General features: G+C 31.0%; 11 protein-coding genes and 1 tRNA gene. 9 read left to right on the top strand and 3 right to left on the bottom strand.

What is annotated here, in order from left to right:
• The first annotated feature begins 90 nt into the window (after window positions 1-90).
• Together rpoC and Q0678_RS07210 are read left to right on the top strand one after the other, a co-directional pair.
• Window positions 91-4,365: a DNA-directed RNA polymerase subunit beta' gene (gene rpoC / locus Q0678_RS07215; protein WP_299055935.1), complete on the top strand. Its 4,275-nt coding sequence runs from the start codon at window positions 91-93 to the stop codon at window positions 4,363-4,365.
• A 154-nt stretch (window positions 4,366-4,519) separates the two neighbouring features.
• Window positions 4,520-4,831 (top strand): DUF3467 domain-containing protein, encoded by a 312-nt coding sequence (locus Q0678_RS07210; protein ID WP_299055933.1) that lies wholly within the window; start codon window positions 4,520-4,522, stop codon window positions 4,829-4,831.
• Between the two features lie 33 nt (window positions 4,832-4,864).
• Here the strand turns inward: Q0678_RS07210 and aroC are convergent, their stop codons facing one another.
• Complete coding sequence (gene aroC / locus Q0678_RS07205; RefSeq protein ID WP_299055930.1) at window positions 4,865-5,929, bottom strand: chorismate synthase; 1,065 nt, start codon at window positions 5,927-5,929, stop codon at window positions 4,865-4,867.
• A 244-nt stretch (window positions 5,930-6,173) separates the two neighbouring features.
• Between aroC and Q0678_RS07200 the strand changes: the two genes are divergently transcribed.
• Window positions 6,174-6,258 (top strand) — tRNA-Ser (locus Q0678_RS07200).
• Window positions 6,259-6,328: 70 nt separating this feature from the next.
• On the opposite strand, the gene Q0678_RS07195 is transcribed toward Q0678_RS07200, so the two are convergent.
• On the bottom strand, window positions 6,329-7,177 hold the full coding sequence (locus tag Q0678_RS07195) for an EamA family transporter (RefSeq protein ID WP_299055928.1): 849 nt from the start codon (window positions 7,175-7,177) through the stop codon (window positions 6,329-6,331).
• An 81-nt stretch (window positions 7,178-7,258) separates the two neighbouring features.
• Here Q0678_RS07195 and Q0678_RS07190 point away from each other — a divergent pair, with 81 nt between their 5' ends.
• The 6 genes from Q0678_RS07190 to Q0678_RS07165 all read left to right on the top strand — a co-directional run bounded on the left by Q0678_RS07190 (window position 7,259) and on the right by Q0678_RS07165 (window position 13,356).
• Window positions 7,259-7,861 (top strand): alpha-ketoglutarate-dependent dioxygenase AlkB, encoded by a 603-nt coding sequence (locus tag Q0678_RS07190; RefSeq protein WP_299055925.1) that lies wholly within the window; start codon window positions 7,259-7,261, stop codon window positions 7,859-7,861.
• A 157-nt stretch (window positions 7,862-8,018) separates the two neighbouring features.
• Complete coding sequence (rluF, locus tag Q0678_RS07185; RefSeq protein ID WP_299055923.1) at window positions 8,019-8,906, top strand: 23S rRNA pseudouridine(2604) synthase RluF; 888 nt, start codon at window positions 8,019-8,021, stop codon at window positions 8,904-8,906.
• Between the two features lie 223 nt (window positions 8,907-9,129).
• The gene (gene tgt, locus Q0678_RS07180) at window positions 9,130-10,260 is read left to right on the top strand and encodes a tRNA guanosine(34) transglycosylase Tgt (RefSeq protein ID WP_299055921.1); all 1,131 of its coding nucleotides are present in this window, start codon (window positions 9,130-9,132) and stop codon (window positions 10,258-10,260) included.
• A 75-nt stretch (window positions 10,261-10,335) separates the two neighbouring features.
• The gene (locus tag Q0678_RS07175) at window positions 10,336-11,427 is read left to right on the top strand and encodes an LptF/LptG family permease (protein ID WP_299055919.1); all 1,092 of its coding nucleotides are present in this window, start codon (window positions 10,336-10,338) and stop codon (window positions 11,425-11,427) included.
• Window positions 11,414-12,328, top strand: a complete 915-nt coding sequence (locus Q0678_RS07170; protein WP_299055917.1) for a DMT family transporter — start codon at window positions 11,414-11,416, stop codon at window positions 12,326-12,328. The genes Q0678_RS07175 and Q0678_RS07170 overlap by 14 nt, the downstream gene beginning before the upstream one ends.
• A gap of 74 nt (window positions 12,329-12,402) precedes the next feature.
• The gene (locus Q0678_RS07165) at window positions 12,403-13,356 is read left to right on the top strand and encodes an acetyl-CoA carboxylase carboxyltransferase subunit alpha (protein WP_299055915.1); all 954 of its coding nucleotides are present in this window, start codon (window positions 12,403-12,405) and stop codon (window positions 13,354-13,356) included.
• A 79-nt stretch (window positions 13,357-13,435) separates the two neighbouring features.
• Here the strand turns inward: Q0678_RS07165 and Q0678_RS07160 are convergent, their stop codons facing one another.
• Entirely contained in the window at window positions 13,436-14,464 is a 1,029-nt protein-coding gene (locus tag Q0678_RS07160) for a TlpA disulfide reductase family protein (protein ID WP_299055911.1), read from the bottom strand.
• Window positions 14,465-14,513 lie beyond the last annotated feature (49 nt).

Here is a 14,513-nt window from a genome sequence, read left to right as displayed (position 1 = left end):
GTTGATAGTTATTGGTTTCAATCCTTTAATTAGAATTCGTAAATCAACACTAAAAACTAACAACTAAAAACCAATAACTATAAAAAGAACATGGCAAGAAAACAAGAAAAGTACACTGTAAAAAAGTTTAATAAAATATCAATTGGTTTATCATCACCAGAAGCAATTTTAGAAATTTCTAAAGGTGAAGTTTTAAAACCAGAAACAATAAACTATCGTACACACAAACCAGAAAGAGATGGTTTGTTCTGTGAGCGTATTTTTGGTCCTGTTAAGGATTACGAATGTGCTTGTGGTAAATACAAAAGAATCCGTTATAAAGGGATTGTTTGTGATAGATGTGGGGTAGAAGTAACAGAAAAGAAAGTACGTAGAGATAGAGTAGGACACATTAATTTAGTGGTTCCTGTTGCTCATATTTGGTACTTTAGATCATTGCCTAACAAAATGGGGTACCTTTTAGGATTGCCTTCTAAAAAGTTAGACATGATTATTTATTACGAGCGTTACGTAGTAATTCAGCCAGGTATTGCTAAAAATGTTGAAGGAGAACCATTACAAAAAATGGATTTCTTAACAGAAGAAGAATACTTAGATATTGTTGATGAATTGCCACAAGACAATCAATATTTAGATGATGAAGACCCAAACAAGTTTATTGCTAAAATGGGTGCAGAATGTTTAATTGATTTATTAGCACGTATCGACTTAGAAAGTTTATCTTTTGAGTTAAGACACAAAGCAAATACAGAAACATCTAAACAACGTAAAACTGAGGCTTTAAAGCGTTTAAATGTTGTTGAAGCTTTTAGAGATTCTCAAAAAAATAGAGAAAACAATCCTGAGTGGATGATTATGAAGGCAATTCCGGTTATTCCACCAGAATTAAGACCTTTAGTGCCATTAGATGGAGGACGTTTTGCAACTTCAGATTTAAATGATTTATATAGAAGAGTTATTATTAGAAACAATCGTTTAAAGCGATTGGTAGAAATAAAAGCTCCAGAAGTTATTTTACGTAATGAGAAGCGTATGTTACAAGAATCTGTAGATTCTTTATTTGACAACACACGTAAATCATCAGCAGTAAAAACAGAATCTAACAGACCTTTAAAATCTTTATCAGATTCATTAAAAGGTAAGCAAGGTCGTTTCCGTCAGAACTTATTAGGAAAACGTGTTGATTATTCTGCGCGTTCTGTAATTGTTGTTGGACCAGAAATGAAATTGTCTGAATGTGGATTGCCAAAAGATATGGCAGCAGAACTGTACAAGCCTTTTGTAATTAGAAAATTAATAGAAAGAGGAATTGTAAAGACTGTTAAATCTGCAAAGAAAATAATAGATAGAAAAGAACCAGTTGTTTGGGATATTTTAGAAAATGTAATTAAAGGACATCCTGTTTTATTAAACAGAGCTCCTACGTTACACAGATTAGGTATACAAGCATTTCAACCAAAATTAATTGAAGGAAAAGCAATACAGTTACACCCGTTAGCTTGTTCTGCCTTTAATGCCGATTTTGATGGAGATCAAATGGCGGTTCACTTACCATTAGGACCAGAAGCTATTTTAGAAGCGCAATTGTTAATGTTGGCTTCTCATAATATCTTAAACCCTGCAAATGGTGCGCCAGTTACTGTACCTTCTCAGGATATGGTACTTGGTTTATACTACATGACCAAAGAAAGAATATCTACTCCAGAAGTTAAAATTAAAGGAGAAGGGTTAACTTTCTATTCTCCGGAAGAAGTAACAATTGCTTTTAACGAAGAAAAAGTAGACTTAAATGCTGGTATTAAAGTAAGAACTCAAGATATTGATGAAAATGGTAATCAGGTAACTAGAATTATTAAAACTACCGTTGGTAGAGTTTTATTTAATGAAAAAGTACCTGCAGCTGCCGGATACATTAATGAGGTATTAACTAAGAAAAACTTACGTGGTATTATTGGTGGTGTTTTAAAAGCAACCGATATTCCTACAACAGGCGCTTTCTTAGATGAAATAAAAAACATGGGATATAAATTTGCCTTCCAAGGTGGTTTATCATTCTCATTAGGAGATATTATTATTCCTAAAGAAAAACAATCTATGATTGACGAAGCCAATAAAGAGGTTGATGTAATTGTAGGAAATTATAACATGGGTATGTTAACGCAAAAAGAGCGTTACAACCAAGTAATTGATGTTTGGGGATCTACGAATAATAGATTGACAGAATTATCAATGAAAAACTTACGTGAAGACCAACAAGGTTTTAACTCGGTTTACATGATGCTAGATTCTGGTGCAAGGGGTTCTAAAGAACAAATTCGTCAGTTAACAGGTATGCGTGGATTGATGGCAAAACCTAAAAAATCTACAGCTGGTGGTGGAGAAATTATTGAAAACCCAATTCTTTCTAACTTTAAAGAAGGTTTATCAATTTTAGAATACTTTATCTCTACACACGGTGCGCGTAAAGGTTTGGCAGATACCGCTTTAAAAACGGCAGATGCTGGTTACTTAACACGTAGATTGGTAGATGTTTCTCAAGACGTTATTATTAACGAAGAAGATTGTGGTACATTAAGAGGTTTAGAAGTTACACCTTTAAAGAAAAATGATGAGATTGTAGAATCTTTATCAGATAGAATAGAAGGTCGTATTTCTTTACAAGATGTATTTGATCCAATTACAGAAGAGTTAATCTTAGAAGCAAATCAACCAATTACTTCTCAATTAGCATTAGCAGTAGAAAAATCTGGTATAGATCGTTTAGAAGTAAGATCTGCATTAACTTGTGAGTCAGAAAAAGGTATTTGTGCTAAGTGTTACGGGCAAAGTTTATCTACCCTTAACAAAGTACAAATTGGTGAGGCAGTTGGTGTAATTGCAGCACAATCTATTGGAGAACCAGGTACACAGTTAACATTACGTACTTTCCACGTTGGTGGGGTTGCAGGTAACATTTCTGAAGAGAATAAGTTAATTGCTAAGTTTGATGGTAAAGTTGTTATAGAAGATTTAAGAACAGTTACTGGTAAAGATAATGATGGTAAAGAAATTGACATTGTAATCTCTAGAACAGCCGAAATTAAAATTATCGATAAGAAAACTGGTATTACTCAAAGTACAAACATATTACCTTACGGTTCTATTATTTTTGATAAAGATCGTAAAACCATCAAAAAAGGTGATGTAATTGTTCAATGGGATCCATTTAACGGTGTTATTGTTTCTGAGTTTGAAGGAAGAGTGAAGTTTGATAATTTACAACAAGGTATTAATTATTCTGTTGAAATTGATGAGCAAACAGGTTTCCAAGAGAAGGTAATGATCGACTCTAAAAACAAAAAAATCATTGCTTCTTTAATTATTGAAGATAAAGATGGTAATGCATTACGTTCTTACAGTTTACCTGTAGGTGCACACTTAATGATAGATGATGGCGATATGGTAGCATCTGGTCATACACTTGTTAAAATACCAAGAAAATCTGGTAAAGCAGGCGATATTACTGGTGGTTTACCTCGTGTAACAGAGTTATTTGAAGCACGTAACCCTTCTAATCCTTCAGTAGTTTCTGAGATAGATGGTGTAGTATCATTTGGTAAAATTAAGCGTGGTAATAGAGAAATTATTGTTGAGTCTAAAACAGGAGATATTAGAAAGTATTTAGTAAAACTATCTAATCAAATTTTAGTTCAAGAAAATGACTTTATTAAAGCAGGGATGCCATTATCAGACGGAGCAACTACCCCTTCAGATATTTTAAGAATAAAAGGCCCATCGGCAGTGCAAGAATACTTAGTAAATGAAATACAAGAAGTATATCGTTTACAGGGTGTGAAAATTAACGACAAGCATTTCGAAGTTGTTGTTCGTCAAATGATGCGTAAAGTTAAGATTATTGATTCTGGTGATACTTTATTATTAGAAAATCAATTAATCCATAAAATTGACTTTATCAAAGATAACGATGCTATTTACGGAATGAAAGTTGTTGAAAATGCCGGTGATTCTGAAAACTTAAAAGCAGGTCAAATTATTTCTGCACGTCAATTAAGAGATGAAAATTCTTTATTAAGAAGAAATGATCAAAACTTAGTTGAAGCAAGAGATGCTAAACCAGCAACAGCAGAACAAGTTTTACAAGGTATTACAAGAGCATCATTACAAACAAAATCATTTATATCTGCAGCTTCTTTCCAAGAAACTACAAAAGTATTAAATGAGGCTGCTGTAAGTGGTAAGATTGATACTTTAGAAGGATTGAAAGAGAATGTTATTGTTGGTAAGAAAATACCAGCAGGAACAGGTATGAGATCTTATGATAACGTAATTGTTGGTCCTAAAGAAGAAATAGAACAAAGTTTCTAATATATAACGAGTATTCGTTTAAATTTTAAAAGTTGAATTGTTTGCTGTAACTTGTTACACTATTCAATTCAACTTTTTTTTATGTTTTCTCGGGCGCAGTCGAGAGATTTATAATTAAGGTTTCGACTGCGTTCGAGCTAATAATATTTTTTTAATGGAAGAAAATCAAAATAAAGACGGACAATTAAACATAGAATTAGATCAGGAAATAGCCGAAGGAACTTATTCTAATTTGGCAATCATCAATCATTCAATGTCAGAATTTATTCTAGATTTTATCAATATAATGCCAGGTGTGCCAAAGGCAAAAGTAAAATCGAGAATTATACTTACGCCTCAACATGCAAAAAGGTTAACGAAGGCTTTGGCAGATAATGTTAGAAAGTTTGAGCAAGCTCATGGTGAAATTAAAGATGCAGAACAGCCACCGATACCAATGAATTTTGGGCCGACTGGTCAAGCATAAAAAAAAGCGAAACTTTTAAAGTTTCGCTTTTTTTTATAAAGTTCTTGTTCTATTAATCAGCCAAAAGTCTGCCAATACCAATGCAGTCATTGCTTCTACAATTGGTACTGCTCTTGGTACAACACAAGGGTCATGTCTTCCTTTACCTGTAATTTCTGTAATTTCATTTTCAGAATTTATAGTTTGTTGGCTGCTCATTATAGTAGCAACAGGCTTAAAAGCAACTCTAAAGTAAATATCCATTCCGTTAGAAATACCACCTTGTATTCCGCCAGATAAGTTTGATTGGGTAGAGCCATCAGCATTAAAAACATCATTATGTTCTGTTCCTTTCATTTTAGCACCACAAAATCCACTACCAAATTCAAAACCCTTTACAGCATTGATAGAAAGCATAGCTTTGCCTAATTCTGCATGTAATTTATTAAAAATAGGTTCTCCTAGACCGACAGGTATATTTTGAGCTACACAAGTTATTGTACCACCAATAGTATCGCCTGCTTTTCTAATTTCTTTTACTTTTTCTATCATTTTCTCGGCAGAAATTTCGTCTGGACAACGAATAATATTACTTTCTGTTTTAGAAAAATCTAATTCTTGATAGGGTTTGTCTATAAAAATATCACCTACAGAAGAAGTAAACGCATTAATTTTAATACTTGCAATTAGCTGTTTTGCCAAAGCACCTGCAACTACCCAATTGGCAGTTTCTCTAGCAGAGCTTCTACCACCGCCTCTATAATCTCTGCTACCAAACTTTTTATCATACGTAAAATCTGCATGTGAAGGTCTGTAAATATTAGTATTGTGGTTATAGTCTTTAGATTTTTGATTGGTGTTTTTAATAATAAAACCAATAGAGGTTCCGGTTGTTTTACCCTCAAAAATACCCGATAAAAACTCTACAGTATCGGGTTCTTTACGTTGAGTTACTATTTTAGATTGACCAGGTTTTCTTCTGTTTAATTCTTCTTGAATAGCCTCTAAATTTACCTCAAGACCAGCAGGAAAACCATCAATAACACCTCCGATAGCTGTTCCATGAGATTCACCATAGGTAGTAACTTTTAACAAATTTCCAAAAGTATTAAACGACATAAGTTTTTATATTATAATAGTTCTTACAAATATACTAAAGAAGGTGCTATTATACATTTATTTGATTCTAAGATAATGACACCTAAAAGTCTAGAACAATATAAATTTATTGATAGTCAGTACATTATGATTTTGAATTAACGATATTCAAAAAAAATAAAAATTAATTACTTTTTTGTTTCAGAAAATGAAAAAGCTTTCTATATTTGCACTCGCAATTAGAGAATATCTAATGAGACGCACTGGAGAAATGGCAGAGCGGTCGAATGCGGCAGTCTTGAAAACTGTTGACTGTAACAGGTCCGGGGGTTCGAATCCCTCTTTCTCCGCAAAACCTCACAATTTATTGTGAGGTTTTTTTGTTTTTAAAAAGTAAATTTTTGCTAGTATGTAACAGTGTTATAGTTTGTAGTGTAAAACAAATGCACCAATAGTAATTATGATAATTGCGATACTATTTTTTAGGATTATTTTTTCTTTAAAAAATAGAAATGAAAATAAAATTGTAGTCAACGGACTTGCTAAAAAAAGCACCGTAGTAAGTAAGGGATCTGTTTTTTTAACGCCAAGAAAACTAAATAGAATAGCAAAGAAAATAACAATACTCATTACAAGTACATTTTTAAAGTTTGATTTATAGTTGCTTTTTAAGATCTTATTTCTGTGATAAAAAAATAAAAAAAGACTACTTACTAAAAACACTAATAATTCTTGGTTGGCTAAAATAAAGAATGGACTTATGGCGTTATTTAAATTTCGCCAATGTATAATAGTAGAAAAACTGAAACTTAAAACCATACAAAATAATAGTAAATGGTATTTTAAACTTAATTTAAAATTAGTTTCTTTATTAAAAAAAATAAAAAGTAAATACCCAGAAATTATTATAATAATTCCGTTTAAAGAGGTTGATATATTTACTTTTTCGAAAATAACTAGATATATTGTGGTTACTACAACACCCAAAAGGTTATAAATGCCTAACCATTGCAGTGATGTTTTTTTGATAACAAACAACATAGAAAATAAGCCAATTACACCTAGTAGTGATCCAAAAGTGATTTTTAGAAAACTATTAAAATCTAAAAGGGAGAAGTCAAAATAAATAATTAACATACAAACAGCAATAAAGCTTGTAAAAAATGCTCTGTAAGAAATTAGAAAAAAGAGATTTATATTTTGTAAGTTTTTTTTCCATAAAACATTATTAAAAGAAAACAATAAAATAGATATGATGACAAATACCATTGAAATTTTATTATAAAATTAGTGCTTTTAATTGATTTATTGTAGTTTTAAGTAAAAGCTAATTTTACTACATTTACGGTAATGGATTTATTTTCTTCAGAAACAACAAAAAATATACTTCCTTTTGATGGTGTTACCAATTACCACGGAATTGTTTTAGATAAAAATCAATTAGATTTCTTCTACAAAAAACTTCTAACAACAATACAATGGAAAAATGATGAAGCACTTATTTTTGGAAAAAGAATAATTACCAAGAGAAAAGTTGCTTGGTATGGTTACAAAGAATTTTCATATACCTATTCTGGAATTACAAAAACAGCCCTACTTTTTACAGAAGAATTGCTTGCCTTAAAAAAGATAGTAGAAAAAGAAAGCGGCGAAACTTACAATTCTTGCTTATTAAATCTCTATCATTCTGGTAGTGAAGGAATGGCGTATCACTCAGATTCAGAAAAAATGTTAAAGAAAGACGGGGCAATTGCTTCGTTATCATTAGGAGCAGAAAGAAAGTTTTCTTTTAAGCATAAAGAAAATAAGCAACGCGTAGACATTGTTTTAGAAAACGGAAGTTTATTGGTTATGAAAACCGGAACGCAAACAAATTGGCTACATAGATTACCACCAACAAAGAAAGTAAATTCGCCAAGAATAAACTTAACATTTAGAACAATAGAACGGTAGTTTTTATTGAATAGTTCTATTTATGTATGCTATTTGTAGGTTCTTAAAAATTTTCATTAAATCTTTACAAATAAAACGCTTCTAAAATCTATTTTTAGTTTGCAACGCATAACCAATACTAACAAATATTGATTATTTTTGCACAAAATACTATTCTTTGGATACCAACAATCAACAATCTATAAATCTTAATAAATACATAAGTTCATCTGGCGTTTGTTCTCGTAGAGAAGCAGAGAAATTTATCAAAGAAGGCAGGGTTACTATTAACGGAAAACCAACTCAATTAGGCAATAGAGTTGCAAAAAAAGACATTGTAAAACTAGATGGTAGATTGGTAGAGCCAAAAAATAAAACACTTTACATCGCCCTAAATAAACCCATCGGTATTGTTTCTACAACAGATGATAGAGAGCGCAATAACATTGTAAAACACATCAATTACCCAGAAAGATTGTTTCCGATTGGTCGATTAGACAAGCCCTCTGAAGGGTTGATTTTTTTAACCAATGATGGCGATATTGTTAACAAAATTCTTAGAGCAGGTAACAACCACGAGAAAGAGTATTTTGTAACGGTAAACAAATCTATTACCGAAGATTTTATTGAAAAGATGTCTAACGGAATTCCTATTTTAGGTACCGTTACCAAAAAATGTAGGGTAGAAAAGGTAAGCGATAAAATTTTTAAAATCATTTTAACACAAGGTTTAAATCGTCAAATTCGTAGAATGTGCGAATATTTAGATTACGAGGTAACCAAGTTAAAAAGAACCCGAATTATGAATGTAGAATTGGGGTATCTGCAAACTGGTGATTGGCGAGAATTGACCGACGAAGAAATGAAAGAAATCAATGCCATGATTTCTACATCCTCAAAAACAGAAGAAGCCTCTGTTATTAAAGAAAAACCACAGAAGAAAATTTCTAAGAAAAAATTAGCACCTACAAAAAACGATTTCAATAAAAAAAGTGCTTCTTTTAGAAAATCATCACCTAAAAACAAACGCAATAATAACGCGTCATCAAAAAAGAAACGTTGGTAGTTTCTTTTGGGCGTTCCCTTGCAGGTCAGGCTTTCTATTGCAATCTTTTTTATTAAAAAAAATAAAAAAGGATTTCCATGTCAATCCTTAACGCGCTTTTTTAGCAACCTTTAGATACAGATTTATGTAGGTTCAGTTTGGTCTCTTTTAGTACTACTAATAGATGTTATTTTTAAGAACCTTTTAATTTCTCACTTCTTAAATAATACTATCTTTGCCAACAATGAAATTCGATTTAAAAATAACCGACCCAAAATCTCAAGCAAGAGCAGGAGTAATTACAACAGACCATGGCAAAATAGAAACACCTATTTTTATGCCGGTAGGAACTGTTGGTACTGTAAAAGGCGTACATCAAACAGAACTTAAAAACGAAATAAACCCAGATATAATTTTAGGAAATACATATCATTTGTATTTAAGACCTGGTTTAGATATTTTAGAAAAAGCCGGTGGTTTGCATAAATTCATGAATTGGGATCGAAATATTTTAACAGATTCTGGCGGTTACCAAGTATATTCTTTGTCTGGTAGAAGAAAAATTAACGAAGAAGGCGTAAAATTTAAAAGTCACATAGATGGTTCTATGCATCATTTTACACCAGAAAATGTTATGGAAACTCAGCGTACAATAGGTGCAGATATTATTATGGCGTTTGATGAGTGTACACCGTATCCGTGTGATTATAACTATGCAAAACGTTCTATGCACATGACACATAGATGGTTGGATAGATGTATTAATCACCTAGAAAAACTGCCATTTAAATACGGTTTCGAACAAACGTTTATGCCAATTGTACAAGGTAGTACCTATAAAGATTTAAGAAGACAATCTGCAGAGTATATTGCTAATTCAAATCAGCAAGCAAATGCCATTGGAGGCCTTTCTGTAGGCGAGCCAGCAGAAGAAATGTATGCAATGACAGAAGTGGTTACAGAGATTTTGCCAGAAGATAAACCACGTTATTTAATGGGTGTTGGTACCCCAATTAATATTTTAGAAAACATTGCTTTGGGGATAGATATGTTCGATTGTGTAATGCCAACAAGAAATGCCAGAAACGGAATGTTATTTACTGCTCATGGGTCTATAAATATAAAAAACAAAAAGTGGGAAGATGATTTTTCGCCAATTGATGAAATGGGAATTACTTGGGTAGATACCATGTATTCTAAAGCATATTTACGTCACCTTTTTGCAGCAAAAGAAATGTTAGGCAAACAAATTGCCTCTATTCATAATTTAGGATTTTATGTTTGGTTAACAAGAGAAGCTAGAAAACATATTATTGCCGGAGATTTTAGAGAATGGAAAGACAAGATGGTAAAACAAATGGATAACAGATTATAATGTATATTTTTGGTTGATGGTTTTTAAGATTTTTTACTAACTAACAATCAAAAACAAACCACCAACAATAATAATTTGAAAATAATAGATTGGTACATATTAAAAAGATTCTTGGTAACGTTTTTGTTTACCCTATTAATCTTAATACCTATCGCAATTGCGATAGATATTTCTGAAAAAATAGATAATTTTTTAGAACATCCAGATTTAGGATTGTATCAAATTATAGATGAGTATTATAAAAATTTTATCATCTATTATGCCAATACTTTTATGCCTTTGGCATTATTTATTGCCGTTATTTTATTTACTTCAAAACTATCTAATAATACAGAAATTATAGCCATTACAAATGCTAAAGTTTCATTTACACGTTTTCTGTATCCTTATTTTATTGGTGCTACATTAATAACTATTATTTCTTTAGGGATGAACCATTTTGTGGTGCCTAATAGTAGTAAAGAAAGAAAAAAATTTGAGAGAGAATTTATTAAAAATAGAAGTCAGTTAAACGAGTTAAAATATGTAAAAGAGTTTAGTTTACAACTTACAGATAGTACTTATATTTTTATAAAAAGTTTTAATACAAGTTCTAATTCTGGGTATGATTTTACGTCAGAAGTATATAATGGTATTCAATTAAAATCTAAGTTAGTTGCAGGAAGAATTAATTATAATGATACCGATAGTACATTTACTTTATTTAATTGGAAAAAGCGAAAAATATTTAGAGATCGAGATAGTATTTTTTCTGGTAATAAAATAGATACTGTATTTACTTTTACCCCTAAAGACTTAATTTACAAGTCTGCCTTGTCTCAAGAAATGCCTTCTGGCGAACTGCAAGAATTTATTTCAATTTCAAAAAACAGAGGTGTTAAAAATTTAAATGCTTATTTGGTAGAACTCTACAAAAGAACCAGCTTGCCAATTGCTTCGTATATTTTAACAATTATAGCAGTTGCATTAGCTTTTAGAAAGAGAAGAGGAGGTACCGGTGTTAATTTAGCAATGGGTATTGGTATTATGTTTGTATATATCTTTTTGATGAAAATAGCAGAAGTTTTAGGTGGTGTTGCAAGCGTAAACTCTTTACTATATGTTTGGTTGCCGAATATCTTTTTTGGTTGTTTAGCCATTTATCTCTACCTAAATGCAAGAAAATAAGATTAAAAACCTTTTATTACTTCATTTTATAGTTTTCATTTGGGGATTTACCGCAATTTTAGGAAAGCTAATTTCTATAGAAGCAATTCCGTTAGTATTTCTTAGAATGTTTTTAGCAGTTTTATTTATGTTACTTTATTTTATCATAAAAAAACAATCTTTTCTAATTAGTAGAAAGGCAATTTTAAAATTTCTATTTACAGGTATAATAATCGCATTGCATTGGGTTTTCTTTTTTAAAGCCATAAAAGTTTCTAACATATCCGTAGCACTTGTAACCATGAGTACCGGTGCTTTTTTTACAGCCTTGTTAGAACCTATTTTTTTTAAAAGAAAAATTAGTTTGCAAGAAATTTTCTTTGGATTACTTGTAATTATTGGGTTGTATGTTATTTTTAATTTTGAAAACCATTTTAAACTTGGTATTCTTTATGCCTTATTAGCTTCTTTTTTAGGGGCTTTATTTTCAGTTTTAAATGGCCTTTTTGTTAAAGATTATAAAGCAACTACTATTACTTTATATCAATTGTTTTTTGGGGTTCTTTTTATTGCAATCTATATATTGTTTACAAGTGGTATTACAGGGTTGTTTTTTAAAGTGTCTACCACAGACTGGCTATATTTAATAATTTTAAGTAGTATTTGTACAGCCTATGCATTTATGGCCTCTGTAAAGGTCATGAAATTCTTATCTCCTTATACTGTTATGCTTACTACTAATTTAGAACCTATTTATGCTATATTATTAGCCTTGCTTATTTTCGGGGAAAATGAAAAAATGGAAGCAACATTTTATTTAGGTGCAGTTATTGTTTTGGGAGTTGTTTTGGTAAACGGAATTATAAAAAATAAAAACAGGCGAAGTAGAAAGCTTTCTCAAGAAATATCACGAAAAAAGTAATATAGTTTTACTTAAAAAAGTAAATTTTATAGTATGTTTGTTTAATCAAAAAATTAAAATCAAATAATTACAATATGGAATATTTAGATTTTGAAATGCCAATTAAAGAGCTTTTAGATCAATTAGATAAATGTCAAATTATAGGAGAAGAAAGTGATGTTGATGTGAGTGCTACTTGCAAAAAGATAGAAAAAAAATTAGATACTGCAAGAAAAGATATTTATAAGAACTTAACGCCTTGGCAAAGAGTTCAATTATCAAGACACCCAAATAGACCTTATACATTAGATTATATTAAAGCTTTGTGTGGCGATACTTTTATGGAACTTCATGGAGATCGATCTGTAAAAGATGATAAAGCGATGATTGGTGGTTTGGGTAAAATTGGTGATCAATCTTTTATGTTTATTGGTCAGCAAAAAGGATACAACACTAAAACACGCCAATATAGAAATTTCGGAATGGCTAATCCTGAAGGATATAGAAAAGCATTGCGTCTAATGAAAATGGCAGAGAAATTTAAAATACCTGTTGTTACTTTGTTGGATACACCTGGTGCATATCCTGGTTTAGAGGCAGAAGAACGCGGACAAGGAGAGGCAATTGCTAGAAATATTTTAGAAATGACTCGATTAAAAACTCCGATCATTACAATTGTTATTGGTGAAGGAGCTTCTGGTGGAGCTGTTGGTATTGGTGTTGGAGATAGAGTATATATGATGGAAAATACTTGGTACACTGTAATTTCTCCTGAATCTTGTTCTTCTATTTTATGGCGTAGTTGGGAGTATAAAGAGCAAGCTGCTGCTGCACTTAAGCTTACAGGTAAAGACATGAAAAAGCTAAAGCTAATAGATGGTATTATACAAGAACCAGTTGGCGGAGCGCACACAGACAGAAAAGGGGCTTTTAAAGCTGTTGAAAGTCAGATTTTAAGCGCTTTTGATGAATTGAAAGACTTAAATGATGTTGATTTAGTTACCAAACGAATGGATAAATATGCTCAGATGGGTGTTTATAAAGAGTAATTATCTCTAAAAAATGAATAATAAAAAAGCGAAATCTAAATTTAGATTTCGCTTTTTTATTTACACTAAAGTTTAAGTCTTAAAGCCCTAAAGAGGTAAATAATGTTTTTAATTGAGGATCTGAAGGTCTAGGAGCATTTGCTTCTACAATGTTTCCTTGAGGGTCTATCAAGATAAATCTAGGAATTGCATTTATTTGATACGCTTGCTGAAAAGAAAAGTCTTCACCAGCCCAAAGCTGAACACCTGTCATTTGTTTTTCTTTAACAAAACCTCTCCACTTTTTTTCTGCTGCTTCCCAAGATCCACCATTTCTTCTTGCTTCATCAGTAGAAATACTAATAAATACAATGTTTTTAGAGTGGTATTCTTTTTCTAATTTCTTTAAAGAAGGAATTTCTCTAATACATGGTCCGCACCAAGTAGCCCAAACATCAATGTAAACAAATTTGCCTTTAAATGAATCTAAAGATTTTGTACCTCCTTTAATATCTTTGTAGTTTTCAAACTTAGGAGACGCATTACCTTTGCTTGTTTTTTTATTTACAGCATAATTACTTTCTATGTAATTAAAAATTTGCTTATTTTGATCTTCTGCTAATTTTACAAGAACAGTATCTAAGTCTTTGTAAGAGTTTAAAATACTATCATAGGTATTTTTTAGGGCACTTACTTTGTCTTTAAAAGCAGGTTCTTCTAAACTAAAAATACTAGATAAATTACCTAGGTTTTTACTTTCTTCAGATTGAGCAATAATATAATTTGTGTTAGAGGCACCATAACCGCTATATTTAAAACTGGTCATAAATTTTTCTGCATCTCCTTCAATAGATATATCAAATCCGTTTTTTAAATAAACAGGGGCAATTTTTTGTTCTGTAGTTTTAAAGATATAAATATCTTGTTTTGGTACTTTTAAAGTGTCTACAAAAGAACCATCTGCGTTAATAGTAATTGTTTTAAGTACGCCAGATCTACTAGAAATAGTAGCAATAGAGTCTGTATTGTTTATTAGTTTACCAGATAAGGTTATGTATTCTTTAGAATGTTCTTTTGTACAAGATGCAACTATCAATAGCATGCATATTGCAAGACTTATTTTTTTCATTTTAGTTAAGGTTTATAGTATTAAAAAGGTTATTTATTTTTGTTTGATA

This window comes from uncultured Polaribacter sp., from assembly GCF_947497125.1.
GTDB lineage: Bacteria > Bacteroidota > Bacteroidia > Flavobacteriales > Flavobacteriaceae > Polaribacter.
Note: the sequence above shows the minus strand (reverse complement) of the source record. Positions and strands in the feature narration are given on the sequence as shown.

Excerpts from the sequence above, each read along its gene's own strand:
- Q0678_RS07210 (WP_299055933.1), top strand. The coding sequence starts at position 4,520 with ATGGAAGAAAATCAAAATAAAGACGGACAATTAAACATAGAATTAGAT.
- rpoC (WP_299055935.1), top strand. The coding sequence starts at position 91 with ATGGCAAGAAAACAAGAAAAGTACACTGTAAAAAAGTTTAATAAAATA.
- Q0678_RS07170 (WP_299055917.1), top strand. The coding sequence starts at position 11,414 with ATGCAAGAAAATAAGATTAAAAACCTTTTATTACTTCATTTTATAGTT.
- Q0678_RS07190 (WP_299055925.1), top strand. The coding sequence starts at position 7,259 with ATGGATTTATTTTCTTCAGAAACAACAAAAAATATACTTCCTTTTGAT.
- tgt (WP_299055921.1), top strand. The coding sequence starts at position 9,130 with ATGAAATTCGATTTAAAAATAACCGACCCAAAATCTCAAGCAAGAGCA.
- aroC (WP_299055930.1), bottom strand. The coding sequence starts at position 5,929 with ATGTCGTTTAATACTTTTGGAAATTTGTTAAAAGTTACTACCTATGGT.
- Q0678_RS07160 (WP_299055911.1), bottom strand. The coding sequence starts at position 14,464 with ATGAAAAAAATAAGTCTTGCAATATGCATGCTATTGATAGTTGCATCT.
- Q0678_RS07195 (WP_299055928.1), bottom strand. The coding sequence starts at position 7,177 with ATGGTATTTGTCATCATATCTATTTTATTGTTTTCTTTTAATAATGTT.
- Q0678_RS07165 (WP_299055915.1), top strand. The coding sequence starts at position 12,403 with ATGGAATATTTAGATTTTGAAATGCCAATTAAAGAGCTTTTAGATCAA.